Source organism: Micromonospora taraxaci (assembly GCF_007830095.1).
GTDB lineage: Bacteria > Actinomycetota > Actinomycetes > Mycobacteriales > Micromonosporaceae > Micromonospora > Micromonospora taraxaci.
Genome location: NZ_VIWZ01000001.1, coordinates 1,949,420 through 1,972,294, shown reverse-complemented (window position 1 = coordinate 1,972,294; position 22,875 = coordinate 1,949,420). Strand labels below are relative to the sequence as shown.

Sequence of the window (22,875 nt, the reverse complement as noted above, 5' to 3'; positions counted from 1 at the left end):
CACCGATCGTCGTGTCGTAGCCTGGCGGACTTTGCTTCTTCGAGGAGGTTGACGTGGCCGAGTACCCGCAGGACGTCGTGCAGCGCTTCCACGGCACCCCGGAGCAGGTGGACGCCGGCCTGGTGGGCGAGCTGCCCCGGACCTGGGGGTCTGTCGTCATCGAGGAGTACGACAGGGCCTGGGCGCAGCTGTTCACCGCCGTCCACGCGTCGCTCACCGAGGCGTTGGGACCGTTGGTCGTCGGCGTGGAACACGTCGGGTCCACGGCGGTGCCGGGGCTGGCGGCCAAACCCGTCGTCGACGTCGACCTCGTCATCGAGGACACCGCCGAGGAGTCGAGCTATCTTCCGACCCTCGAACGGCTCGGCTACCGACTCGTCCTGCGGGAGCCCTGGTGGCACGGGCACCGGATGCTGCTCAGCCCCGCCGAGGACGTCAACCTGCACGTCTGGCCCCGGGGTGCGCCGGAACCCGTCCGGCACCGACTGTTCCGCGACTGGCTGCGCTCGCATCCAGAAGACCGGGAGCGGTACGCCACGACCAAGCGACGCCTCGCACGGGACACCGCGCACAGCCCCGCGACTACAGCCTGGCGAAGAACGACGTCATCGACGAGATCTACGCGCGCATCTTCGCCGCCTGACGGACGTGCACACGTAGATCTTGGACACTTTCCGTTAGCTCCTAACGGAAAGTGTCCAAGATTCGGCCGTAGGCCGAACGTGTGAGCCTGCAAATGACCATGCGGATTCGTCAGGAACAGTCGAAGCGGTAGTCGAACGGCCTGGTGGGGCACGTGGTGCAGACGAACAGGTAGATCCCGCCGACGTCGCCCAGCATGAGCCCGCTGGGGTTCTGGATCGTCCGCCACGGGTGATCGTCGGTGGTGTCCCATCCCCACCCGGCCATCGCCGGACGATCCTCTACCGGAATCCACCGCTTCTCGTCACCGCGGCTGAACTCCCAACTCGCGACTGTCAGCAGATGGTCCATGGACGCGCCGCACCCGCAGACCGGCCAGTCCGGAGACTGGGTCCAGCCGGGGTAACCGCCGACCTTGATCCCCGAGGCGACCGCCAGATCGGTTTCGTACTCCCAACCGGTCTCCTGCGCCACCCGACTCATCGTGTCTTTGATCTGCGGCCAGACGGCATCCGGAAGGTCCCAGCCCGGGTACTCGGTGACCCGCTCCGGGTCGAGCACGCAGGGGTTGGGGACGTGCGCTGGATCTGACTCCCCATCCGGTACGGGCATGTCCTGAAGTCGGGCACCGATGTCGGCGCGGCGACGCCATCGCAGTGCAGGGCGAGGTGTCGTCCACGGGTCATGGTCGAATGGGCACCACAGGACCTGCAGCACGTCCCTACCCGCTGGGAACGGCACCTCGGGTACGTCCTCGGCCAGCAACTGCACTACCGGCACCAGCGGTGCCGCCGGCTCACCCGGACCACCCTCGTAGTGGTCGCCGGGCTCCGGTCCGTCGCACATCGGCCAGGCCTCGTCGGCCGGCCACAGCAGCGGGCCGCCCACCGAACTCTGCTCCGCCGTCGGCGAACCTGGGCGGGGATGCAACCGGACGGTCGTCCGCGCCAATGGGGCCACCGGCGGAAAGACCTGCGGCACGTCGATGGGGCTGGAGGGGGTGGTGTGCACGCCGCCGATCGTAGGAGGTGCGAAATCACCGTGCTCAGCGCAGTGGCTGCTGCATGATCCAGGTGGGTACGGGCTCCGACAGCGAGCCCACCACCTCCCAGCCGGCCCGGCGGTACAGCTCGACGTTGCCCGGGTTGCTGGTCTCCAGGATCGCCGGAAATCCCTCGGCGGCGGCGCGATCCAGCCCGGCCCGCATGACGGCTCGGCCCCAGCCCCGTCCGGCGCTGTCCGGGTGGGTGCCCAGCACGCCGAGGTACCAGAACGGGTACGTCGGCAGGGCGGCGTGCACCGTGTCGTCGTAGCCCTCGACCCGGGCCAGCACGTCGGCGGGGTACCGGTCGGCGGTGTTCCCGTCGCCGGAAGGAACGTGTCCGGTCGCCGGTGGTTCCCAGATCGCCGCGGACGCGCCGCCGCCGATCGTCCAGATGGCCGACCGGTGTACCCGCTTGTCGAAGAGGTGCCCGAAGAAGGCGGCGGCGTACCGCGGGTAGGTGTCCTCGTCGGGGAACAGGTACCGCAGGACGGGATCCTGCACGAACGCGGCAACCAGGGAACCGACCACCGCCTTGCGGTCCGCTGGGGTGGCGATGGTGATCTCGGGCGTCGTCATGGAGATTGACAATATTGCAGGCCGACCGCCCCCCACCGGCCCGGCGCGAGACGGCAGACTCGTCGCATGAACGTCGATGAGTACCGTCAGCACTCCCCGTACAGCGATCCCGGTCGGCACGCCGCGCTGCTCGACGCCGTCCCGTCCGACATCGCGTCGGTGGCGGCGACCGTCCGCAACGTGATCGTCCACTACCGCGCCGGTGGGGTCGAGTTGCCCCCCGACCGGCTCGAGGAGGTCAACTGCCGCTGGGTGGACCGCATCCTCGACACCGACCAGTCCCGTTTTCCGCTGCCTCTGGCCGCCGAGCGTCCGGCCGTGGACCGGGTGGCCGGCTGCTGCCGGGACCACACGCTGCTCTCGGTCGCGGTGTTGCGTCAGCACGGCATTCCCAGCCGCAGCCGGGTCGGTTTCGCCTCGTACTTCGTGCCCGGCTGGCACCACGACCACGTGCTGGTGGAGTACTGGGACGGCCACCGGTGGGTCTGGGCCGACCCGGAACTCGACCCGGCCGGCGACTGGGGGTTCGACGGTTACGACATCGACCCCAAGGCCGGGCTCTTCGACTCGGCGGCGCGGGTGTGGTCGGCGTACCGGGCCGGGACGATCGACCCCGACCGCTACGGCGTGAGCCCGGAGCTGCCGATCCGAGGCGACTGGTTCATCCACGACTACGTCCTGATCGAACTGGCCCACCGGCAGAAGGACGAGTTGCTGCTCTGGGACCGCTTCGGCGCGATGACCGAGGACCTCAGCACCGCCGACCTCACGCTCGTGGACGAGATCGCCGCATTGCTGCTCGCCGCCGACGACGGCGACGAGGCCGCGGAGAAGGCCCTCGCCGACCGGTACGCCAGCGACGCCCGACTCCGCCCCGGCCCGCAGGTGCACTGCATGTCACCGGTCTCCGGCACGGTCAGCGTGGTCGACCTGCGCCGCTGAGCGGCCCGGATCCGACACACGCACTACCCGAAGGTGAAGGCGTACGCGGCCGCGCCGGGCTCCCCGAACGTGATCTCCAGGGTCCGCTCGCGGACCGCGTCGTCCTGGCGTACGAGCTGGTAGAGGCGACCGTCCTGGAGCACCCCGTTGCCGTCGGCGTCCACGTCGACGCCGTGGGACGGGCCGGGAGCCTCCCCGTCGAGAAGCACCCGGAACGGGATCGGCCGCCCCGGCGCGGGGGCCAGCACGAGGTGGGCGTCACGGGCGTGGAACCGGAACGCGATGCTGCCGCCGGCCTGGTCGACCACGACGCTCTCCGCCCCGATCGTCCAGTCCCCCGCCAGCGCCCACTGGTTGAGGTCCAGACGCTCCGGCAGGTGGTAAGCGCGGCGTTCGTCGAGCGCCGGGCCGTTCGGCGACGCGAAGTGTTCGCCGCGGCTGAAACCGAGGTACGTCTCGGGCGTCCGCAGGTTGTCCCAGTCGGCCTCCGCCTCCGGCCCGACACCGTTGACGGGTACGAAGTCCCGCTCGATGCCGAGCAGGTGTTGGAGGCTCCGCTCGGACTGCTCGTAACGCCCTTCGCCGAAGTGCTCGTCACGGAAGACGCCGTCGCGGTCGACGAAGTAGAGCGCCGGCCAGTAGTGGTTGTCGAAGGCCTGCCAGATCGCGTAGTCGTTGTCGACGGCGACCGGGTAGTCGATCGACCGCGCTGTGACCGCCCGGCGCACCTGGTCGACGTCGTGCTCGAACGAGAACTCCGGGGTATGCACCCCGACGACGACCAACCCGTCGTCGCGGTACGCCTGCGACCAGGCCCGGACGTACGGCTCCTGGCGTAGCCAGTTGATGCAGGTCAGCGTCCAGAAGTTCACCAGGACGACTCGTCCGCGCAGGTCGTCCGGGCCGAGTGGCTCGGAGTTGAGCCACTCGGCCGCCCCGTTGAGCGGGGGCAGGTGCACGGCCATCTACCGCAGCGACCGGAAGGCGGTCCGAAGCTCCTCGGAGAAGATCTTCGGCTGTTCCCAGGCCGCGAAGTGCCCGCCGACGTCGAGCTTGTTGTAGTAGATGAGATTGGAGTACGCCTGCTCGGCCCAGCTCTGTGGCGCCTCGTACAGCTCGTCGGGGAAGACGCTCACGGCGACCGGCACCTTGACGCCCTTGGCGGCGAAGAACGAGAGCTTGTTCTCCGCGTACAGGCGGGACGCGGAGACCGCGGTGTTCGTCAACCAGTAGAGCGAGATGTTGTCCAGGATGTCGTCCCGGGTCAGACCCGCCTTGGCGCCGTCGAAGACCTGCGCGATCAGCGCGAGACTCTTCGCGTCGTGGTCGAGCAGGAAGGACGCCAGGCCGACCGGGGAATCCGCCAGCCCGGTCAGCGTCTGCGGGCGCGTCGCCATCATCAGGGCGTACGCGACGTGCTTCCACACGTAGTTGGCTTCCTCGGCGGCACGCATCTCGTCGGCGGAGAGACCCGACGGCAGTGAGCCCATGGCGTTGTTCGCGCCGGTGGTGTCGCCCTGGAACAGCAGGTCGATAGCGGGTGGGATCGCGCCGGGCATGTTGGTGTGGATGCCGAGCAGTTCCGGGGGCGCCTGGAGGCCCATCTGGTCCACGATGACAGCACCCCAGTCGCCGCCCTGCGCGACGAACCGGTCGTAGCCCAGCCGCTTCATCAGCTCGGTCCAGGCGGTCGCGATCTTCTGCGGGTTCCAGCCCGACTCGGTCGGCTTGCCGGAGAAGCCGTGCCCGGGCAGCGACGGGATCACCAGGTGGAAGGCGTCGGCCGCGCTGCCGCCGTGGGCGGTGGGATCGGTGAGCGGTTCGATGATCTTCATCTGCTCGATCACCGAGCCGGGCCAGCCGTGGGTGACGATGAGCGGCAGCGCGTCCTCGTGCTTGGAGCGCACGTGGATGAAGTGGATGTCCACCCCGTCGATGGTTGTCATGAACTGCGGCACGGCGTTCAGCCGTGCCTCGACCTTGCGCCAGTCGTACTCCTTTTCCCAATAGCGGGCGACGGCCTGAATGGTCGCGAGAGGCACGCCCTGCGACTGGTCGTCCACCGTTTCCTTGTCCGGCCAGCGGGTCGCCTTGATGCGCCTTTTCAGGTCGTCGAGGTCGGCCTGGGGAATGTCGACCGAGAACGGCCGAATTTCCGTGGTGCCGGGACGGGTCTTGGTTTTGACAGCCATGCGGGTTCCTCCGTCTAGGTTTGCGCCCTGCGAGGAGAATTCATGGGCCTGTGCGCCATTGTGGAAATGGGCACGCCGCCGCCATATCTCGGAGCCTAGAACGCCGCACCCGGGGCCCGTGGCGATACGGCGGTCAGGGCGCTGCGACGGCCTGCTCGGCGGCTCGGCTGACCTGCTCCCAGCCCGCCCAGGTGTCCATCCGCCGGCGGGAGATGTCGAACGCCAGGTCGTACACCATGCTCCCGAGCAGGAGTCGCAGCGGCGGGTCGTCACTGTCGACGAGTCGAAGCAACGCCTCGGCGGCCAGCCTGGGTTCGCTGTCGATCGACCCTTCCGCCCACTGTCGCTCCAGTTCGGCGCGGAGCGGCGCATACGCCTCCAATGGGGTGGTGGCGGCAATATTGGTGTAGAGGTCGGTCCAGTATCCGCCCGGCTGCACGATGCTGACCGTGATCTCGAAGGCCGCCGCCTCCATGGCCAGTGCCTCGCTCATGCCTTCCAGGGCGAACTTGCTCGCGCTGTACATGCCGGTGCTCGGAAAACCACCGAGCGCGGCGATGCTGGACACCTGCACGATGCGGCCGGACCGCTGGGCCCGCAGGTGCGGCAGCACGGCTTGACCGACCCAGAGCGCGCCGAAGAAGTTCACCTCGAACTGGGCGCGCGCCTCGGCCTCGGTGAACTCCTCGACCATGCCCATGGACATGGTGCCGGCGTTGTTGACGACGATGTCGAGCCGTCCGACGTGCGCGACGGCGGTGTCCACGGCGGCGACGACCGCTGCCCGATCGGTCACGTCGAGCGGCAGGGCCAACAGACGGTCGGCGTGCCGCTCGTCGAAGTCGCTCTGCGCGATGCTGCGGGACGCGGCGACCACCTGATCGCCCCGGTCGAGCGCGGCGTTCGCGAAGGCACGGCCCAGACCACGGCTGGCGCCGGTGATGAACCAGGTACGCATGAAGGTCTCCCCATGGCTATTGCGAGACGAGACGGTCCGTCTCGTCATGGCCAGAAGACTAGGCGCTCACTGACGCCCTCGTCAAGACGAGACGGTCCGTCTCGTTACTGATATCGTGTCGTCCCATGACGCCCAACACGGCCCGCCGCAACGAGACGTCGCGGCGCGCCATCCTCACCGCGGCCTTCGACCTGCTCCAGGAGGTCGGGTACGCGAAGGTCAGCATCGAGGGCATCGCCACCCGGGCCGGCGTCGGCAAACAGACCATCTACCGCTGGTGGCCATCCAAGGGCACTGTCATCTTCGACGCCTTCCTCCTACTCAGCGAGGGCGCCGAGGGCGAGCCGCCGACGCTGCCGGACACCGGCGACCTGGCCGCGGACCTCAGCCTGGTGCTCCGCGCCACCGTCGAGGAGATGAACGATCCACGGTACGAGCAACCGATGCGCGCCCTCGCCACCGAGATCACGCTCGACGCCGAGCTGGCAGCCGCGTACGCCCAACGGTTGGACGGGCCGCTGCGGGAGGCCAAACGGCAACGTCTGCGCAGCGCCCAGCAGGCCGGGCAACTCGCCGACGACCTCGACCTCGACGTGGCCGTGGACCTGATCTGGGGGCCGGTGCTCAACAGGTGGCTTTACCGCAGCGGTCCGCTCACCATCGAGTACGCCGACCAGGTCGTCACCACCGCGCTCAACGGGCTACGCCCCCGCCGACCCGCTGCTCAGGGCATGCCCGCGTAGCGAAGTGGGAGCGGCGGTCGTGGCCGGCGCCACGCGACATAGGCCAGAATGCCGAAGGCGGTCAGGAGTACCGCCGCGATGAGGATCATGTACCACCTGGAGTGATCGCCGACCTCCCGCACGCTGAGACAGGGCCGGCTCTCGGAATGATGGACGCGGATGCGGTCGCCGGTGGTCACGGACCGGTTCGCGTCGACGGCCACGCGAAAGTCCGCCTCGCAGACCTCGCCACCGCTCGTGTTGAACTGCACCGTCACGAACGTCTTCCGCTCACCTCGGTGCTCGACGTCGAGCACCGTGGCCTCCGCCTCCGATCCCCGGTGGTCGTCGACGAGCGACCAGGTGGAGAGCGCCGTCAGCGTGATCACGAAGACGAGGCAGAACGCCGAGAACACCCGCAGGAAGGTACGGCTCGGCCGTCGACGGTTCATGGCCGGAACTCTAGAAGGGGCTGGCCACCCGTTTTCACCGCTCCTCCAACGGGCTGCGACCCCGCAGACCCAGCGAGTGACCGCCTTTGCGTTGCCGCAGCCTGGTGCGGCAACATCAGGCGCCGTGACGGCACCACGCACGGAACCGGAGAACGACTTCCCGGCCAGCACACCCCGGATGAGCCGGCGGGTCCGGCACTGGTTGGCTGGCGCTGGGATCACCGCCCTGGCCGCCACCCTCGGCATCACCCTCGCCGTACGCGGTGGCGCCACCCCGGCCTGCGCCGCGCCACCGTCGGGAAACACCGTCCACAAGGGAAAAGCCAGCTTCTACGACGCGGGCCGCTCGGGCGGCAACTGTTCGTTTCCCGGCCCGCCGGCGGACCGGCTCTACGTGGCCCTCGGCTCGTCGCAGTACTCCGGAGGAGCAGCCTGCGGCAGCTACCTGGACGTGACGGGCCCGAAGGGCACGGTCCGGGTCATGGTCATGGACCAGTGCGGCGGCTGCGGACCGACGAAGATCGACCTCTCCACCGAGGCGTTCACCCGGATCGCCGACCGGTCGCAGGGCATCGCGTCCGTGACGTACCGGGCGGCACTCAACCCGCCGCTCGACGGAGGCCTCACCTTCCGGATCAAGGGCGGCGCCTCGCAGTACTGGTTCGCCGTGCAGGTCGGCAACCACGGCAACCCGCTGCGCTCGGTCGAGGCGAAGGGGACCAGCGGCGGCTTCCGCAAGGCGGCCCGCCAGACCGACAACTACTGGACCATCGAGGGCGGGCTCGGCCCCGGGCCGTACAGCATCACCGTCACCGACGTGTACGGGCAGAAGGCGACCGCCACCGGCATCCGGATGGTCACCAAGCAGGTGCAGCGCAGCACGGTCTCCCTGATCAGCCCCGCCACGCCCAGCAGCTCACCATCGGCCCCGGCCTCGCCGAGCGCTCCCCCGCCCTCGCCGACTCCGACGGAGTCGGTCACGCCGACGGCGACAGTCGAAGCCATCGCCGGAGCCGCCCCGCTCCCCGGCCCCCGCTGCTGACCCCCTGCCGAACGGACGCTGCCCCCCTCGACGAGGGCGTCGAGCACGTCGACGTGGCCGCGAAAGAGAGAAGGGACACCCTTCGAGGGCAGTTGACATGCGTTTCGAGCGAGTGACAGCGTTGTCATCGACTCATTTCCTCCATATGAGACGAGGAGCGCATCTTGCTCTATCGGAACTCACAGCGCCGCCGCGCGACAGCAGCCGCCGCAGCCGGCATCCTCATCACCGGGCTGGCACTCGCTCCGTCCGCGCCGGCGCAGGCCAGCCCTCACAAGGCGCAAGACGGGGCCGTCCGGTCGGGTGACGCACGTTTCGAGGTGCTGTCCCCGACCCTGATCCGCACCGAGTACCAGAAGGACGGCAGGTTCACCGACGCCGCCACGTTCAACGCCATCGGGCGCGACGACTTCCCCCGTACGCGTTTCACGAAGCACGTCGACCACGGCTGGCTCACCATCGACACCGGCGCGATGACGGTGCGCTACCAGGTCGGCTCGGGCGCGTTCACCGCCGACAACCTCACCGTGCAGCTCAAGGCCGGCAAGCAGCTCGTGCAGGGCCGACCCTGGGCCGGGCACACCGCTCCGGCGTGCGTGTTCGGCGCACTGTGCGAGGCCGAGTCGCTCCAGCTGAACGGTCCCGGCGTGGCCACCGACCACCAGGGATACACCGGGCGCGGCTTCGCAGCCGGCTTCGCCTCGTCCGGCGACTCGGCCACCTTCGCGCTCGACGCTCCGGCGAGCGGCACGAAGCAGCTGACCGTCCGCTATGCCAACAGCACCGGCGGCGACGGCCAGAACGTGGCCCGCACCCTGACGGTCAAGGTCGACGGCGACGCCGGCCGCACGCTGACGCTGCCGCCCACCGCGAACTGGGACACCTGGGGTACGGCCAGCGTGCCGGTCGACCTCACCGCCGGCCGGCACGAGATCAGCGTCGTACGGGGCCCCAACGACTCCGGCAACGTGAACATCGACAGCCTCGCGGTGGTCAACCCGGGTGACGCGTTCCCCGCGCCGACCACGCCCCAGCCGCAGCCTCTGCGGTTCGGCACCCTCGGCGAGGCCGAGACCGGCGCGCTGACCGGCGGCGCGAAGCCCGCGAACGACCACAACGGCGCTTCCGGTACGGGATTCCTGGCCGGCCTGGAAAGCACCACGTCCGCCGTGGCGTTCACCGTGACTGATGTTCCGGCAGCAGGCGACTACCAGGTGCAGATCCGCTACGCCAACGGCCAGGCCGGCTCCCAGCCGAGCCAGGCGCGCACCATGTCGGTCACGGCCGGCACGGCGGCACCTGTCACGGCGACCCTTCCGCCGACCAGCGGGTGGGACTACTGGAACACCGTCTCCGTACCGGTCCACCTCGACCGTGGCACCAACACCGTGACGTTCGGCTGCCCCACGGACGCCAGCTGCAACGTCAACGTCGACACGGTCGCCGTCACGAGCAAGGACTCCCCGCTGCTCGCCCCGCACGCGCCGCTCGGCGGCTACCGCCGCGGCCTGGACGGCGTGTCCGGCGCGGCACTCACCGCTCCGGGCCTGCTCTACCAGGACGGCTGGTACCTGCTCGACGACTCCGCCTCGGCCCTGAGCACCACCAAGCCGCGGCCCGCCCCCGAGCAGGACGGCTACGTCTTCGCGTACGGGCAGGACTTCACCCGTGCTCTGAAGGACCTGTCGACCCTGACCGGGCCCACGAAGCTGCTGCCCAAGTGGGCGTACGGGGTGTGGTACTCCGAGTACTACGACCGCACCGCGACCGAGTTCCAGGACCTGGTGGCCCGGGCGAAGGCCGAAGGCGTACCCATGGATGTTCTTGTTCTCGACACGGACATCAAGGCGCCGGACAAGTGGAACGGTTGGAGCATCGACCCCACCCGGATCCCCGACCCGAAGGCGTTCTTCGACTGGGCGAAGAAGCAGGGCCTGCACACCGGCATCAACATCCACCCGAGCATCCTCGGTTCGGACCCGAAGTTCGCGCAGGCGCAGGCCACCGCGAAGGGCAAGCTGCAGCGCGTCGGCTGCAACGGCGGTCCCGACTGCTACACGTTCGACTTCGGCGACCCGGACCAGCTCAAGGCATACATGCAGCTCCACGACGGCATGCTGCCGAAGGGCACCAAGGGCCCGGACCTCTGGTGGCTGGACTGGTGCTGCGACAACACGAAGTCGTCGCTCGCCGGGGTGACCGGCGACGCGTGGATCAACCAGCAGTACGCCGACAAGACCGGCTTCGCCTTCTCCCGGGCGTACGGCTCCTTGCAGGCCGGCGGCTACAGCAGCCCGACCCCGGTGTCCACCGGGCCGTGGGCCGACAAGCGCACCACGCTGCACTTCACCGGCGACACCACCTCCAACTGGCAGACCCTCCAGATGGAGGTCGGCTACACGCCGGGCGAGTCCGCCGCTACCGGACTGGCCGCGGTCAGCCACGACATCGGCGGGCACACCGGCGGCCTCCAGGAGCCGGGCACCGAACCGGGCAGCACCAAGCTCCCCGACGACCTCTACGCCCGGTGGGTCCAGTTCGGCACGTTCCAGCCGATCGACCGGCTGCACTCCAACCACAGCGACCGGCTGCCCTGGCAGTACGGCCCGGCGGCCAACGCGTCGGCTAAGAAGTTCCTCAACCTGCGCAAGGAACTGCAGCCGTACACCTACGCCGCCGCCAAGGAGGCCACCCGCACGGGTACGCCCATCGTCCGCTCGATGTACCTCGCGTACCCGAACGAGCAGGCCGCGTACGCCACCGCCGGTTCCCAGTACCTCTACGGCCCGGACTACCTGGTGGCACCGGTGACGACGCCGGGCAACACCGCCACCACGTCGGTGTGGTTCCCGCCGGGCAACAGCTGGACCGACATCTTCACCGGGAAGACGTACCGGGGCGGCACCACGCAGAACATCACCACCACGCTGGACACCATGCCGGTGTTCAAGAAGCACTGAGGTCTTAGGGATCCGGTTGCCGGCCGGGTGGGGGCGACCCACCCGGCCGGTTCTTTTCTGGCTATCGGTGTGGCCGCCGGGCCAACGACAACCAGCCGAGGAACCGGGCGTGCAGCGCGGGCAGGTCCGGGCGTAGACCCAGGCGGTACACGTCGTCCATCGCCTCCTGCATCGACGCGGCCAGGTAGAACGCCAACGCGATCGAATGACCGTAGAATTCGGTCGCGAGATCGAGCCGAGCCCTACCGCACGGCCAGGGCGCGGCGCAGTTGCGGCACAGCCAGGCCGGACGCATCGGCAGGTGCGGGCTCATCCGACCCGCACCGGACGACGGCGGCGTTTGGCCGGCAGGGCCTGCATCCGCACGCCTGCGCGCCGCACGTACAGCTCGCGCCGCGCCACCGCGTCGCCCGCCGCGTTCAGCTGGTAACCCTCAATCCAGACCCACCCGTGGTACGTGTGCCGCTCGGGCAACTCGCGGATCACGCGCACGACGATCGGGCGCAGAAACTGCACGCTGGCCGCGGTCGTCAGGTAGACCACGTCACCCGCCGTCATCGTCGGCGTCGGCTGGGGCTTTTCGAAGTTGTCGTCGGGCACAGGCTTCCCCTTGGTGCCGTTGGGAAGGGCCGCTCCCGTGAGTGCTCGCCCGCCGGAAGCGGCCCCGCTGCGAACGCGACCACCGGATCTCGTGGGCCTGCCAGCCGCACCGCCTGGTGACACTCTGCTGTGGAAACCACTACGCTCGGAAGGTGCTTCCGGCATCCGAGGTGACCTGGCCTAACAGGGCCCCGACGTGTGGCACCTCGGGTAGTCGATCTTCGAGTTGAGGGGCGTTGAATGGCTGACGTACCAGGGCCGTTATCGGCGTTCATCGTTGGCGAAATCCGCCGCGCCCGAGGGGCTTCCGGCATGACGCAAGAGTCGTTCGGCCGCGCTGCGGGCTTCAGCGCCTCACACGTCAGCGCCGTGGAGAGCGGCACGCGCGCGCTGACGATCGACTTCATCAAGGGCGCCGACCGGGCGCTGAACAACGGTGGACTCTTCGAGCGCCTGGCGACAAAGTTCGGCGCACCGTCATGGTTCCTGCCCTGGCTGGACGCCGAGCGCGAAGCGACACAGCTCCGCTACTTCGAGCCCAACCTGATCCCCGGTCTGCTCCAGGTGGAGCACTACGCCCGCACCGTCCTGCGAACAGTCGAGAGCCTCACCGATGACGAGGTTGAACAGCGGGTGCAGGGGCGCATGAACCGGCAGGCGATCCTGACCGGGGAGCGCCGGCCACAGTTCGTCGCCGTACTGGACGAAGCAGCGATCCGGCGCACGGGCGATGGGCTGGGCGGAATCATGGCCCAGCAGGTGGCTCACCTGGTCGCGATGGCCGAACTCCCCCACGTTCACGTCCACGTCATCCCGATCGGCAGCGGCCTGCACATCGGGCTGTCCGGACCGTTCGCCCTGGCCCGGTCCAGCGAGGGCGTGTGGGTTGGCCACCTCGAAAACCAGCTTGGCGGGGACGTCATCGACAAGGACGATGATGTAGCTACGCTTCAGGCAAGGTGGGAGAGCGTCCGAAACGAGGCTCTACCGCGCCGGCAGTCCATCGACCTGCTGAAGGAAGTTGAGAGCCATCATGGACCTCAGTAACGCCCGGTGGCGCAAGTCCACCCGCAGCGGCGCAAGCGGCGGCAACTGCGTCGAGGTGGCAAGCAACCTGCCCGGTGTCATCGGCGTCCGGGACAGCAAGGACCCCGTAGGTCCGGCCCTCACCTTCGGTCCGGCGGCCTGGCGGGCGTTCGTCGCCCAGCTCGCCGAGCGGCCGTGACCAGCGCACTACAGGCGAAAGCGTCCGTGCCAGACGCCAGGGCTGGCACGACGTGGCGTGTCCCGGCATCGGCCTGTGATACCGCAACGCTCCTGCCGCTCAGCGGGTGGCACAGAAGCCGTCACGTATTAGGTGAGACCTTGATGGTCGGCGCGATCGGCGAACAGACTCGCGGCATTGTTTGAGCGTGGCCCCGGGTGGCGCAAGGGACCTGCGGACGGAGTGCCATTGAGACCAGGGCGACGATCCCGCCCCGGTCACCGAGCAGTCCATGCAACCTGGTGGGACGGACGATCTTCGCCGTCGAGACTCACCCAGAGCGGGTGGCGCATCTGGCCCGTAGACCTGCCGCCGTTGTGCGGCGTCCACGTCCGAGCCGACCTCTGACCGGCCAGGACGAGAGTGAACCCTACAGCTGCACAGGAGGAACCTGGCCACCTTGCCGAGGAATGATGCTGACATATTCACAAACCTGAGTCAGTTGGATCGCCTTGGTAACCATCCACTCCCTGTCCGCGGCCCCACCTTTAGCGTCAATCACTCTCTTCGCGTTTTCGGCCAGTATCATTCCTCGGATGTTGACCTCGCTGTAGGACGATTTGGCTGCGGTCTGACCGATCGACAGCATCTCCTCCGGGTCCAGATCGCCTCCAGCACGCGTGGCTTTCGCCACCTGGTTGCATGCATCCTTGGCGTAGTCGTCGACCCCGACAGCCACAACACCAGTGGGAGTCGGCGCAGAGGCACTCGGGGTGACTGCGGCCGAGGCAGCGGCGTGGGTTTCCGGACGGTCGGCCCCAGCCCCAGAGCAACCCCCCAAGCTGGCGATAGCGGCCGCAGCAGCAACTCCGATGACGTACCTACGCACCAGTTGGTCCCCCTTGATTTGCGGCCGCACCCGTTGGCGGGATTGCCCCGGGAGCGTACGGGGCTCTGCACGAGATGATCAAGAGGTGGCTGCCAGCGCGGAGAAAGATACCGGCACCCTGACTGCTAGTCGTCAAACTCAAACCCGCTCGCCTTGGCCTGCGAGACCAACCGCCGCAAGCGTTCGCCGTCGGTCGCGACCACGTTCATCCGAGCTGCCAACTCTTCCAGCGCGCTCCGATCGGCGCCGTCGGCGCAGAACATGCCAGCCTCGGAGTCATAGGCGAACCGGCCTTCGAGCGTCTGGGCCTCGGTGCTCACCAGAACTTCCGCGACGCCTTCCCAGAAGTACCCGTTGGGCTCGTGATCGAGCTACCGAATCAGGTCGTCAACCGGTGTGGTCCCCGCCTCCAGTAGCAGCGAATACTGCCCTGAAGTCGTCTCGATCAGGCTAAGCAAGGTCATCTGAGGAGCCTGGCACCGCTCGGCGGTCGGGGCAAAATCCGCCGGCACCACGTACGTGTACACCCGAGGGTCTCCAGGGCGTCAGGGCGTGATCAGGGCGTCGAAAGCCGTCCAATGTTGACCATCAACGCCCTGACATAGAACCAGCTCAGAGCGTTGATCAGGTCTCTGAGCTGGTGGGCGACGGACGAGTCGACCTGTACGCCGGATTCTGAAGGTGATTCGCGCCCTGAGCAGGCGTTTCGTTCGCCAGGTGTCCGCTCAGGGCGTCGGCGGGGCGTCAGAGCTGCAGCGGCATGAGCGCCAACTACCGATAGACAGCTACTCAGTCTTCATCGGACACGATCGGCACAACCTCACCGAAGAGCGCGTCAATTTCTTCCACCTGTTCTGCCGTTAAGCTAGGTGGGCCAACGAGCGGAACCAACGAGATCGTGAATCCGATATTATTCCTTGGAGCTTTCAGAAACATGATCCCGATGGTCAACTTTCCTTCTTCATCCCCGACGGCCGGATGCCTACTGTGTCGCAGGTGAACTAGAGCATTGAAAAGTGGAACACACTCCGAAGGATGCACTTCCGTGAGGCCAAATACGAATTGGATGCCGCTGGAATGCTCCTGAACGACGAGGTAGTCAAGTTGAGAGGTCAGGTTTTCAAGCCGAGAGATGACCTGAACCGCAACAGCATTACGCATCGAAAATGGCAGGCAATCAAGCTTCGCCATGACCTCAAGACGGATTCGCTCATGTTCCGGCAGGAAGTTGCACTCCGAAATAGAGAGATACAAGTTTCGCCAAAATACCTCACACTCAGGCAGAGGGCGCCCCATTTGGATCAGCGGCAGAGTTGGATCAACGAGGGCAGATTGAGCATCAACACGATTGCCGGGCCTCTGAAGAGATCGGCCCGCTAGCATCACCTGCTGGTCAAAGCGGATGAGTTCATCACCGAGCGGCACCATCGGCAGAGCTGTTACGCCGTGCACATATCTGTGAACTCCGTAGACAGAGCGCAGCTGCCCCAGCAAAAACTCCCACTCGTATCTCAACAGGAAGAGGGTAGGATTCTTCGCGCCAGACTGATCGAGTGTTACCTTCGGCGGATCAGGATGGTCAATTACTACAACATTGCAGACAACAAGGCCCTCGGCATCAATATCGACCTCACGGCCAACACGATTAGTGAATCGCCCTCCACCAGCCAAGCGAAAGATCCTGAAGCTCCCATCCGCCTGCCCCATACCCTTCTTCGCATGCTTCCGAATCCACCGCTCCTCCTTCGCCGGATCACCAGAGGCCGAGGCGGGATCACGGGTCTTCACTTGCACACTCAACGCCAGTCTTCCGGCCACAATTAGTGCATCAGTGACCTCTTTCGGTGCACCCCCCTTCAGGACCTTACGCGGGTTGAAGACAAAATCAGGGACCGTGAAGTCTGACGCCGCTTGGCGAACCCGCTCCTCAACCAAATCCGTGAAGACACCTTCCCCCGATATCGCCGAAGGCACGTCCGCTGCTTGGATCATCGCGCCGTCAGACGTTTCTATGATGTAGACGCGGGTCATAAGTAGATTATGCTCAATCAAGAGGAGGGCACCAAGCCAGTATCCTCGCTCCCGCACTAGACGCCGTCAGGGTGGCGCTCATCAGCGTCACCGCGCATCAAGCCGTGTCCCCGTACGTACGGTTCGCCGCCGTCGACCCAGCCAGGGTGCTGAATAGATCGTCGATGGCGTTGCGGGTACGTTCCTCGCTGGCCGGCATCAGGTGCGTGTAGACCCGGAGCGTGAAGCCCGGATCGGCGTGGCCGAGGTACGACGCGAGCGCCTTGATGCTCTCCCCCGCGTCGAGCAGCGACGAAGCGTAGAAGTGGCGTAGTGCGTGCATCCCTGTGGCCCGGGTCGGCGTGATGCCGGCCGCCACCACGGCGGGACGCCAACTCTGGGTCTGCTGCACCGATAGGTGACATCTGAGATGGCTTGCCCTGACGGCAGGCTGGAAGGATGTTGCTGTGCCCAAGCCCTACCCCCGAGAGTTCCGCGACGATGTCGTGCGGGTGGCCCGTGACCGGGAGCCAGGCGTGACGGTCGAGCAGATCGCTAAGGACTTCGGGGTCCACCCGATGACGCTGTTCAAGTGGCTTCGCCAGGCCGACATCGACGCCGGAGTCACGCCCGGGACGGCCAGTACCGAGTCAGCCGAGCTGCGGGAGGCTCGGAAGCGGATCAGGTTGTTGGAGCAAGAAACGAGGTCCTGCGTCGGGCCGCCGCCTACTTGTCGCAGGCGCATCTGCCGGGAAAAGGCTCTACCCGCTCGTGAGCGAGCTGGCCGCCGACGGGATCCCCGTGGCGGTGACGTGCCGGGTGTTGAAGATCGCTCGTCAGCCTTACTACCGGTGGCTGGCCCGACCCGTCACCAGCGCCGAGGAGGTGGCGGCGTACCGGGCCAACGCGTTGTTCGACGCCCACCGCGACGATCCGGAGTTCGGCTACCGGTTCCTGGTCGACGAGGCCCGCGACGCCGGGCAGCCGATGGCCGACCGCACCGCGTGGCGGATCTGCTCCGGCAACGGCTGGTGGAGCGCGTTCGGCAAGCGCAAGCGTCGCGGCAAGGGCGGTAAGCCAGGTCCACCCGTGCACGACGACCTGGCCCAGCGGGACTTCACCGCCGACGGCCCGAACCGGCTGTGGCTGGCCGACATCACCGAACACCACACCGCCGAGGGCAAGCTCTACCTGTGCGCGATCAAGGACGTCTGGTCCCACCGCATCGTCGGCTACTGCATCGACTCGCGGATGAAGTCCCGCCTGGCCGTCGCCGCACTGGACAACGCCGCCGCCAGACGCGGTGACCTGGCCGGTTGCATCCTGCACACCGACCGCGGATCCCAATTCCGGTCCAGGAAATTCGTCCGAGCCCTCAACCGCCACCGGATGGCCGGATCGATGGGCGGAGTCGGCGCCGCCGGCGACAACGCCGCCATGGAATCCTTCTTCGGACTGCTGCCGAACAACGTCCTCAACCGGCGATCCTGGACCAGCCGTGCGCAACTCCGGATCGCGATCGTGACCTGGATCGAACGGACCTACCACCGCCGCAGACGCCAGCGTTCGCTGTCCCGGTTGACCCCCGTGGAATTCGAGACCATCATGCACCGACCGGCCAGTCAGGCCGCGTGACTACACCTGTCACCTGCCGGTGCAGCAGACCCAGATGATCTGCGCTCGGCCGGACCGGGCCGGCGATCGTCGGCCGGTGAGGGTTCGCGGGCGGGCTGCCGCACACTGACCAGGTTCCGATCGGGTGGAGTCCAAGAGCGGATGGGCCGCGCGTCTAGACGCCAAGGCAAAATCCGTTCTCACCCAGGGATACTGAGCAAGTGTCACAACAGCCGTCAGCAACGCCGCCAGCCGCATCAGAGTTCCGCGAACGAGCCGTAGCCTGTCTTCAAGCCGGCGACTGGCGCGGCGCCCACAGCTGGGCAAAGGGCTGGGTCGGATCTGGAGGAGGTACCCACATCGAGCCTTGGCTCGTCTACATCGCCTCCGCCCTCATCAGCGGTAAGGCCCGAGAAGCCGTCCATTCCATCGATATGGCGATCGGCCTCTGGCTGCCCGGCAAGCACGACCGAGCGGCGCTGCTCTGGCTGCGCGGTTGCGTCGTCCATCGACGGCTCAACGACCCTCGGACCGCATTGCTGGACCTGCTTCCAGCTGGACCAGCGCTGCCGCCTTGGTTGACGAACCAGCGAGAAGCTGAGGTCGCCGCATGCGAGGAGGCTGCACGGCACAGCCGGACGCGGGTCCCATCGGTGAAGCGGGCCTGGAGCTACTCGGGGCGACCCGAGGGGCTTCGACTTCAGGATCAGGCGTACGAGCCGAGATCTGATGGCGAGGCACCCGACGCTCAACTGCTCAAGGTCCTGGTCGACCTCGGGATGCCCGTGGCGTAGCTACGTAGCAGGCTGGCAGCTGTGTCCTGATACCGATGTGTCACGCAGGTCCCGAGACCCGACACCGGGCTGCCGGCAATGTCGGGCTCCACTTGATCCGTTACGAGTCAGTGTCACTTGACGGGTGACAGCCCCGGCTAGGAAAGATCTTGTGGAGAGCAGGCTAGCGGAGGCTTGTCCGTCATGCCCATGGGCGGACCCATTGCAGAAGTTCGGCGGCTCCGGCGGCGGTGTCGGTGTCCGGGTCTTGGCTCAGGGTGTTGCAGGTGTTCAAGACTTCGTGGACGGGTCCGTTGGGGAGCAGGTGGCGGCTGACGGCCTCGTAGATGTGGTCGATGTGGCTGGAGTAAACGGGGTATTCGGCGTTGGCAGCGACTCGGGCCACCAGGTAGTCGAGTTTGACGATGGCTCGCGCGATGAGCCGGATGCCGTGGACGTCCCCGCGCTCCAGCAGAGCAACGCAGGCGCTCTCCGTCACGAAGGTGTCGCCGGTGTCGAGGACGAGTTCAGACAGGATGGCGGCGATGTCGTCGCGGTCCGCCCATGGGGCCAGTTGTTGCGCGGCCTGGGCGCGGGTCGCCCAGTCAGGTGAGGTAGCCGCGGCTAAAGCCGACGGTGGAGGGTCGGGGCGCGGCATGGGTTCACGGTCTCATGGAGCCGCCGGTCGTTGAAGGCGGCGTGGCGGCTCGGGCTTGCGGACCTTGAACCGGGCGATGGGCTTGGTGGTGGTGCGGGGGACTTCGGCGAGGAGCTGGTCGCCGTCGTGGACGCGGAAGGTGGTGTCGGCGGCTTCGACGGTGAGGGTGGCTCCGGCGTGGGCGATGCCGATGTGGATGCGTTGGCCGGCGATGACGAGGGCTCCACGGCAGCTGACGCGGCGTTCGACCCGCACCGCTTCGGACGGCCGGGGTCGGTGGTGGCCCGGCGGGACGGGCATCGCGAATTTTGGAGATCTCGGCGAGGGCGAGGGGGTTGGGCAGGCTGCGCAACAGGACGCCTGCTGCGCTGATCTGCATGAGGCCGCAGTCGAGTCGGACGGTCACGCGTTGTCCAGCAAGGTGGTAACCGACGGGGTGTTGCCGACCGGCGAGGCCGATGAGGCCGGTGGCGTTGACGAGCCGTTCGACCTCGATAGGGGCGCCGGCCTGGACGGGTCCGGTGGCGATCGGTGGTGGCCCGGCCAATTGGCCGTCGTCGGCGAGGAGTTGTCGCAGGTGATCGGGAGTGAGTCGGGACGGGACGGTCTTGAGCCGGACGCCGTCGATGAGCAGGTGAACGACGGTGGTGTCGGCCCAGAGGGTGACCGGGAGTCCGGCGCGGGTGGGGCTGAGCCAGAACTGTTGCCCGCAGACGGTGAGGTTGCCTGAGGCGGGAACGAGGCGGGTAACCTCCACGGCCAGGCCGACGTCGTCGCCGCTGGTGGCTGGCGCTGCTGTGATGGTGGGCTGGCCCGCGGAGGGTCCAGGTGCCGGCAGCGGCCGGCGGGGTGCGGGAATGGTGCTGGTCAGCGTTAGCGGAAGCCGCAGCGGCAGTTGCTCCTCGCTCGGCTCGGTGATGAAGCGGTCGGCGGGGAACGCCATCCCGAGGGACTGGTGTGGTCGTTCGATGTTGTATTCGTGCCGAAAGACGTCGATGGCGGCTTGGGCTTCCTCGGGGGTGGCCCAGACCTCGACGTCGTCGAGGAGTTCCCGTTGCAGGGTCTGGTGGAACCGCTCGACCTTGCCGGTGGTCGTGGGAGACCGGGGCTTGGTCAGCCGGTGGGTGATGCCGTTTTCCCGGCAGATCCGATCGAACATCACCTCCCCGCCACCGCGACCGAACCGGGCGGTGAACTGCTTGCCGTTGTCCGTCAGGACCTCCTCGGGAATGCCGAACCGCTGCAAGGCATCGGCGAAGGCGAGACACACCGCCCGGCCGGTGGCCCGCCGGACGACCTGGGCGATGACGCAGAACCGGGAGTGGTCGTCGACCCCGGTGACGACCTTGGCCTCACCACCATCGGCGAGCCGGATGCCGCCGACAATGTCCATCTGCCACAGCTCCATCGGCCTGCCGCGTTCCCAGCGCCGGTAGTCCTCCCGCCGACGCCGCCGAGGTGTCGGATCGATCAGACCGTGTCGGACCAGTACCCGATAGATGGTGCTCAAGGACGGGACCGGCCCGGGACAACCGCGACGGCCCAGTTCGTAGTGCAACCGCCGCTGACCCCAGCGGGGATGGTCGCGGCGCAGCTCGCAGATCAACGCCACCACCTCGCCAGGAGTCTGGGCGGGATGCGCATGCGGTCGGTGCGACCGGTCAGCCAGACCGTCCAAGCCGTGATCGCGATACCAGCCCCACCAGCGATGCACGGCCTGGCGTGAGACGCCGAACCGTTCGGCGACCTCCGTCACGGACAAGCCAGCTTCGACTTCCAGCACTGCACGGTAACGCTGCTCAGTCACGCTCAACTCCACCAACACTCGGCGGAGTGTCACCCAGGTCCTGATACCGATGTGTCACGCAGCTCCCGAGACCGGACACCGGGCTGCCGGCAAAGTGGTTCAAAGTTTCTGTACGTCTTCAAGGCGGCCCTGAGCGGGCCGCACGCGCCGCCGCCTGGGCGCGCGTCCGTCGCTCCGCTGGCGCTCCGACTCCGACCACGCAAAACGCCCGTCGGCTGGCGCGGAAGCGGAGAGCCCAAGGGGCCGCCACAGAACGACAGGGGCGTTGACCGGGTAGGGGTGGGCCGGCAGCCGGCCGGGCCGCGCGGCCACGAGCCCGCGCGGTATAGGGAGCGCACGCCGGCCGCGTCGGCGGACTGGCGGGGTCGCGGGGCTGCGGTTATTGCGCCTCCGGCGGGGGCGCTCGTGCTCCGAGATGGTTGCAACCCCGTCGGCGGGTTGCGGTCCGTGGGTGGTTGCGCGAGCCATCCCGCCAGCCGACGACCCGGGCAAGCCGAGCAGACCACCGCCCGACCCGCCAGCGTCCGAACGTGTGTCAAGGTCCGCTTGACGTGGCGGGCCGGGCGGCGGCCCGCTCCCAGAAGGGCGGGTCGACGGCAGACGGGATGGCGGGCAAGCCGCAATCAGATATCAGACAATAGTATTCTCCCACGATTCGATAGCCTGATCGGGTGAACAAGGAATACGCGGCGCTTATTGCTCAAGTCATTCCGGTTGTGGCGTTAGCTATTGGTGTTGCGTTCACATTCATCAAACCCTGGAGCAAGGGAGTGAATCCAAACCCCAGGGGCATCTATTACGTACTCGAATTCGGTTTCCTCTGGTTAATCTTCTTAGCTGGGGTCGAGTCATATGCTTTATCCATTGTAGGCAACTACGACTTCCAGCTAAATCCGCTCGCCAATAAATGGCGGATGAGTCTAAAATCCGATCCTGCTAGATTTGCCCGGACAGCAATAGATGTCGGCGTGCTGGTCGCATTTACGTTCCCGGCGCTCTTGGGAAAGATCCGCTACGTAGGCCTAGTCGAGCAAGATGATTCCTCTGCTGCCGAAAGGGCTAGCGATGCCCGTCAGCGCAGATTAATCAGGATCCAAATCCTTTATGGCCTTGTCATCTACTTTTTCGTGCGCTACTCGTTATCCGACTAATTGCGGCCGAAGGGCCGGCAGTCAAGATAGACCTAAGAGTTTCAGCAATTGCCGCTGACGGAATGGCGAGCGAGGGAATCTTGAATTCATGGATTGCAGCTACTAGTGGGTTGGCTGGCGTACTCATAGGGATTCTCGGAAAATACCTCGCCGATATTAAAATTGGTCAACGCTCCCGGCTTTTCGACGAGAAGCTAAAGTCCGCCCTGCGCTATCTGGATGCGGTTGAGGACTACCGGGAGAGAGTTACTAATGATTATTCCACCAGATCTCAGTTAAAGTTTGTGCAAGAAGAAGAGAAGCGTCAGGAGATTCGAAAAGACGTCGATGTTACCTACGGTGCAATGCGAGAGGCGTTTAAGGTGGCAAGGCAGGCGGAAACTGCTTTGATTTTACTCATTCCCTCAATTGAGGATCCTGTCGTTTCCTATCTCACTGCTGCCGTCAAGTATGCGTGGCATGAGATCGAACACGAGGAAGTCCGCGCAGCGCAAGACGCTGCCAGGGACGCTATCCGCCATGCGCTTGGTGTCTGAGCATGATCCGGAACCTGCGCGGAACGATCAAGATTCCAAGTGCCGGCAAGCAGCCTGTTGCACCTGGTAGACACGCTGTGTCGCACCCTGCCGCTGACTCCC

Annotated in this window: 21 protein-coding genes and 3 pseudogenes; 10 read left to right on the top strand and 14 right to left on the bottom strand. The window is 66.9% G+C overall.

Annotated features, from left to right (window positions below; all coding sequences use genetic code 11):
* Nucleotides 1-53 precede the first annotated feature (53 nt).
* Nucleotides 54-728, top strand: a complete 675-nt coding sequence (locus FHU34_RS09420; RefSeq protein ID WP_208744952.1) for a GrpB family protein — start codon at nt 54-56, stop codon at nt 726-728.
* Nucleotides 729-753: 25 nt separating this feature from the next.
* On the opposite strand, the gene FHU34_RS09415 is transcribed toward FHU34_RS09420, so the two are convergent.
* Nucleotides 754-1,653: a hypothetical protein gene (locus FHU34_RS09415; protein WP_208744951.1), complete on the bottom strand. Its 900-nt coding sequence runs from the start codon at nt 1,651-1,653 to the stop codon at nt 754-756.
* 34 nt (nt 1,654-1,687) lie between these two features.
* Nucleotides 1,688-2,263, bottom strand: coding sequence for a GNAT family N-acetyltransferase (locus FHU34_RS09410; RefSeq protein ID WP_145779603.1), 576 nt, complete (start codon nt 2,261-2,263; stop codon nt 1,688-1,690).
* Between the two features lie 66 nt (nt 2,264-2,329).
* Here FHU34_RS09410 and FHU34_RS09405 point away from each other — a divergent pair, with 66 nt between their 5' ends.
* Complete coding sequence (locus FHU34_RS09405) at nt 2,330-3,205, top strand: transglutaminase domain-containing protein (RefSeq protein ID WP_145779602.1); 876 nt, start codon at nt 2,330-2,332, stop codon at nt 3,203-3,205.
* Nucleotides 3,206-3,228: 23 nt separating this feature from the next.
* Here FHU34_RS09405 and FHU34_RS09400 read toward each other — a convergent pair whose 3' ends face one another.
* From FHU34_RS09400 to FHU34_RS09390, 3 genes are all read right to left on the bottom strand, one after another.
* Nucleotides 3,229-4,170 (bottom strand): redoxin domain-containing protein, encoded by a 942-nt coding sequence (locus tag FHU34_RS09400; RefSeq protein WP_145779601.1) that lies wholly within the window; start codon nt 4,168-4,170, stop codon nt 3,229-3,231.
* Nucleotides 4,171-5,397 carry an epoxide hydrolase family protein gene (locus tag FHU34_RS09395; RefSeq protein WP_145779600.1) on the bottom strand — a complete coding sequence of 409 codons (1,227 nt, stop codon included), beginning with the start codon at nt 5,395-5,397 and terminating at the stop codon, nt 4,171-4,173. It abuts the gene before it with no gap.
* Between the two features lie 133 nt (nt 5,398-5,530).
* The gene (locus tag FHU34_RS09390; RefSeq protein ID WP_244311595.1) at nt 5,531-6,355 is read right to left on the bottom strand and encodes an SDR family NAD(P)-dependent oxidoreductase; all 825 of its coding nucleotides are present in this window, start codon (nt 6,353-6,355) and stop codon (nt 5,531-5,533) included.
* Nucleotides 6,356-6,480: 125 nt separating this feature from the next.
* Here FHU34_RS09390 and FHU34_RS09385 point away from each other — a divergent pair, with 125 nt between their 5' ends.
* Nucleotides 6,481-7,098 (top strand): TetR/AcrR family transcriptional regulator, encoded by a 618-nt coding sequence (locus FHU34_RS09385; RefSeq protein WP_145779598.1) that lies wholly within the window; start codon nt 6,481-6,483, stop codon nt 7,096-7,098.
* Here FHU34_RS09385 and FHU34_RS32900 read toward each other — a convergent pair.
* Entirely contained in the window at nt 7,080-7,493 is a 414-nt protein-coding gene (locus tag FHU34_RS32900; RefSeq protein WP_167524785.1) for a DUF3592 domain-containing protein, read from the bottom strand. The two genes, FHU34_RS09385 and FHU34_RS32900, sit on opposite strands and share 19 nt — an antisense overlap.
* Before the next feature lie 160 nt (nt 7,494-7,653).
* On the opposite strand from FHU34_RS32900, the gene FHU34_RS09375 reads away from it, so the two are divergent.
* On the top strand, nt 7,654-8,571 hold the full coding sequence (locus FHU34_RS09375) for an expansin EXLX1 family cellulose-binding protein (RefSeq protein ID WP_244311594.1): 918 nt from the start codon (nt 7,654-7,656) through the stop codon (nt 8,569-8,571).
* Nucleotides 8,572-8,735: 164 nt separating this feature from the next.
* Nucleotides 8,736-11,531, top strand: coding sequence for a TIM-barrel domain-containing protein (locus FHU34_RS09370; protein WP_145779595.1), 2,796 nt, complete (start codon nt 8,736-8,738; stop codon nt 11,529-11,531).
* 61 nt (nt 11,532-11,592) lie between these two features.
* Here FHU34_RS09370 and FHU34_RS09365 read toward each other — a convergent pair whose 3' ends face one another.
* Both FHU34_RS09365 and FHU34_RS09360 read right to left on the bottom strand, forming a co-directional pair.
* On the bottom strand, nt 11,593-11,844 hold the full coding sequence (locus FHU34_RS09365) for a hypothetical protein (RefSeq protein WP_145779594.1): 252 nt from the start codon (nt 11,842-11,844) through the stop codon (nt 11,593-11,595).
* Nucleotides 11,841-12,131 (bottom strand): hypothetical protein, encoded by a 291-nt coding sequence (locus tag FHU34_RS09360; RefSeq protein WP_425280520.1) that lies wholly within the window; start codon nt 12,129-12,131, stop codon nt 11,841-11,843. The genes FHU34_RS09365 and FHU34_RS09360 overlap by 4 nt, the downstream gene beginning before the upstream one ends.
* A 240-nt stretch (nt 12,132-12,371) precedes the next feature.
* Between FHU34_RS09360 and FHU34_RS09355 the strand changes: the two genes are divergently transcribed.
* Both FHU34_RS09355 and FHU34_RS09350 read left to right on the top strand, forming a co-directional pair.
* Nucleotides 12,372-13,178 (top strand): helix-turn-helix domain-containing protein, encoded by an 807-nt coding sequence (locus FHU34_RS09355; RefSeq protein WP_145779593.1) that lies wholly within the window; start codon nt 12,372-12,374, stop codon nt 13,176-13,178.
* On the top strand, nt 13,165-13,356 hold the full coding sequence (locus FHU34_RS09350) for a DUF397 domain-containing protein (RefSeq protein ID WP_145779592.1): 192 nt from the start codon (nt 13,165-13,167) through the stop codon (nt 13,354-13,356). Before FHU34_RS09355 ends, FHU34_RS09350 begins: the two co-directional genes overlap by 14 nt.
* A gap of 409 nt (nt 13,357-13,765) precedes the next feature.
* Here the strand turns inward: FHU34_RS09350 and FHU34_RS09345 are convergent, their stop codons facing one another.
* The 4 genes and pseudogenes from FHU34_RS09345 to FHU34_RS09325 form a co-directional block, all read right to left on the bottom strand.
* Complete coding sequence (locus FHU34_RS09345) at nt 13,766-14,074, bottom strand: hypothetical protein (RefSeq protein WP_145779591.1); 309 nt, start codon at nt 14,072-14,074, stop codon at nt 13,766-13,768.
* 275 nt (nt 14,075-14,349) lie between these two features.
* Nucleotides 14,350-14,577 (bottom strand): annotated as a pseudogene (locus FHU34_RS33585) (Imm51 family immunity protein); the annotation flags it as partial.
* A gap of 436 nt (nt 14,578-15,013) precedes the next feature.
* The gene (locus FHU34_RS09330; protein WP_145779590.1) at nt 15,014-16,255 is read right to left on the bottom strand and encodes a hypothetical protein; all 1,242 of its coding nucleotides are present in this window, start codon (nt 16,253-16,255) and stop codon (nt 15,014-15,016) included.
* Between the two features lie 97 nt (nt 16,256-16,352).
* Nucleotides 16,353-16,709, bottom strand: a complete 357-nt coding sequence (locus FHU34_RS09325; protein ID WP_280116475.1) for a tyrosine-type recombinase/integrase — start codon at nt 16,707-16,709, stop codon at nt 16,353-16,355.
* On the opposite strand from FHU34_RS09325, the pseudogene FHU34_RS09320 reads away from it, so the two are divergent.
* Nucleotides 16,702-17,869, top strand: a pseudogene (locus tag FHU34_RS09320) (IS3 family transposase). The gene FHU34_RS09325 and the pseudogene FHU34_RS09320 overlap by 8 nt on opposite strands.
* 954 nt (nt 17,870-18,823) lie before the next feature.
* On the opposite strand, the gene FHU34_RS09315 reads toward FHU34_RS09320, so the two are convergent.
* A complete protein-coding gene (locus FHU34_RS09315) occupies nt 18,824-19,279 on the bottom strand; it encodes a hypothetical protein (protein WP_145779588.1) in 456 nt (151 codons plus the stop codon).
* 12 nt (nt 19,280-19,291) lie between these two features.
* Nucleotides 19,292-21,104, bottom strand: a pseudogene (locus FHU34_RS09310) (IS481 family transposase).
* A 653-nt stretch (nt 21,105-21,757) separates the two neighbouring features.
* Here FHU34_RS09310 and FHU34_RS09305 point away from each other — a divergent pair.
* Both FHU34_RS09305 and FHU34_RS09300 read left to right on the top strand, forming a co-directional pair.
* Nucleotides 21,758-22,237 (top strand): hypothetical protein, encoded by a 480-nt coding sequence (locus FHU34_RS09305; RefSeq protein WP_145779587.1) that lies wholly within the window; start codon nt 21,758-21,760, stop codon nt 22,235-22,237.
* A gap of 62 nt (nt 22,238-22,299) precedes the next feature.
* Nucleotides 22,300-22,773 (top strand): hypothetical protein, encoded by a 474-nt coding sequence (locus FHU34_RS09300; RefSeq protein ID WP_145779586.1) that lies wholly within the window; start codon nt 22,300-22,302, stop codon nt 22,771-22,773.
* Nucleotides 22,774-22,875: the final 102 nt, after the last annotated feature.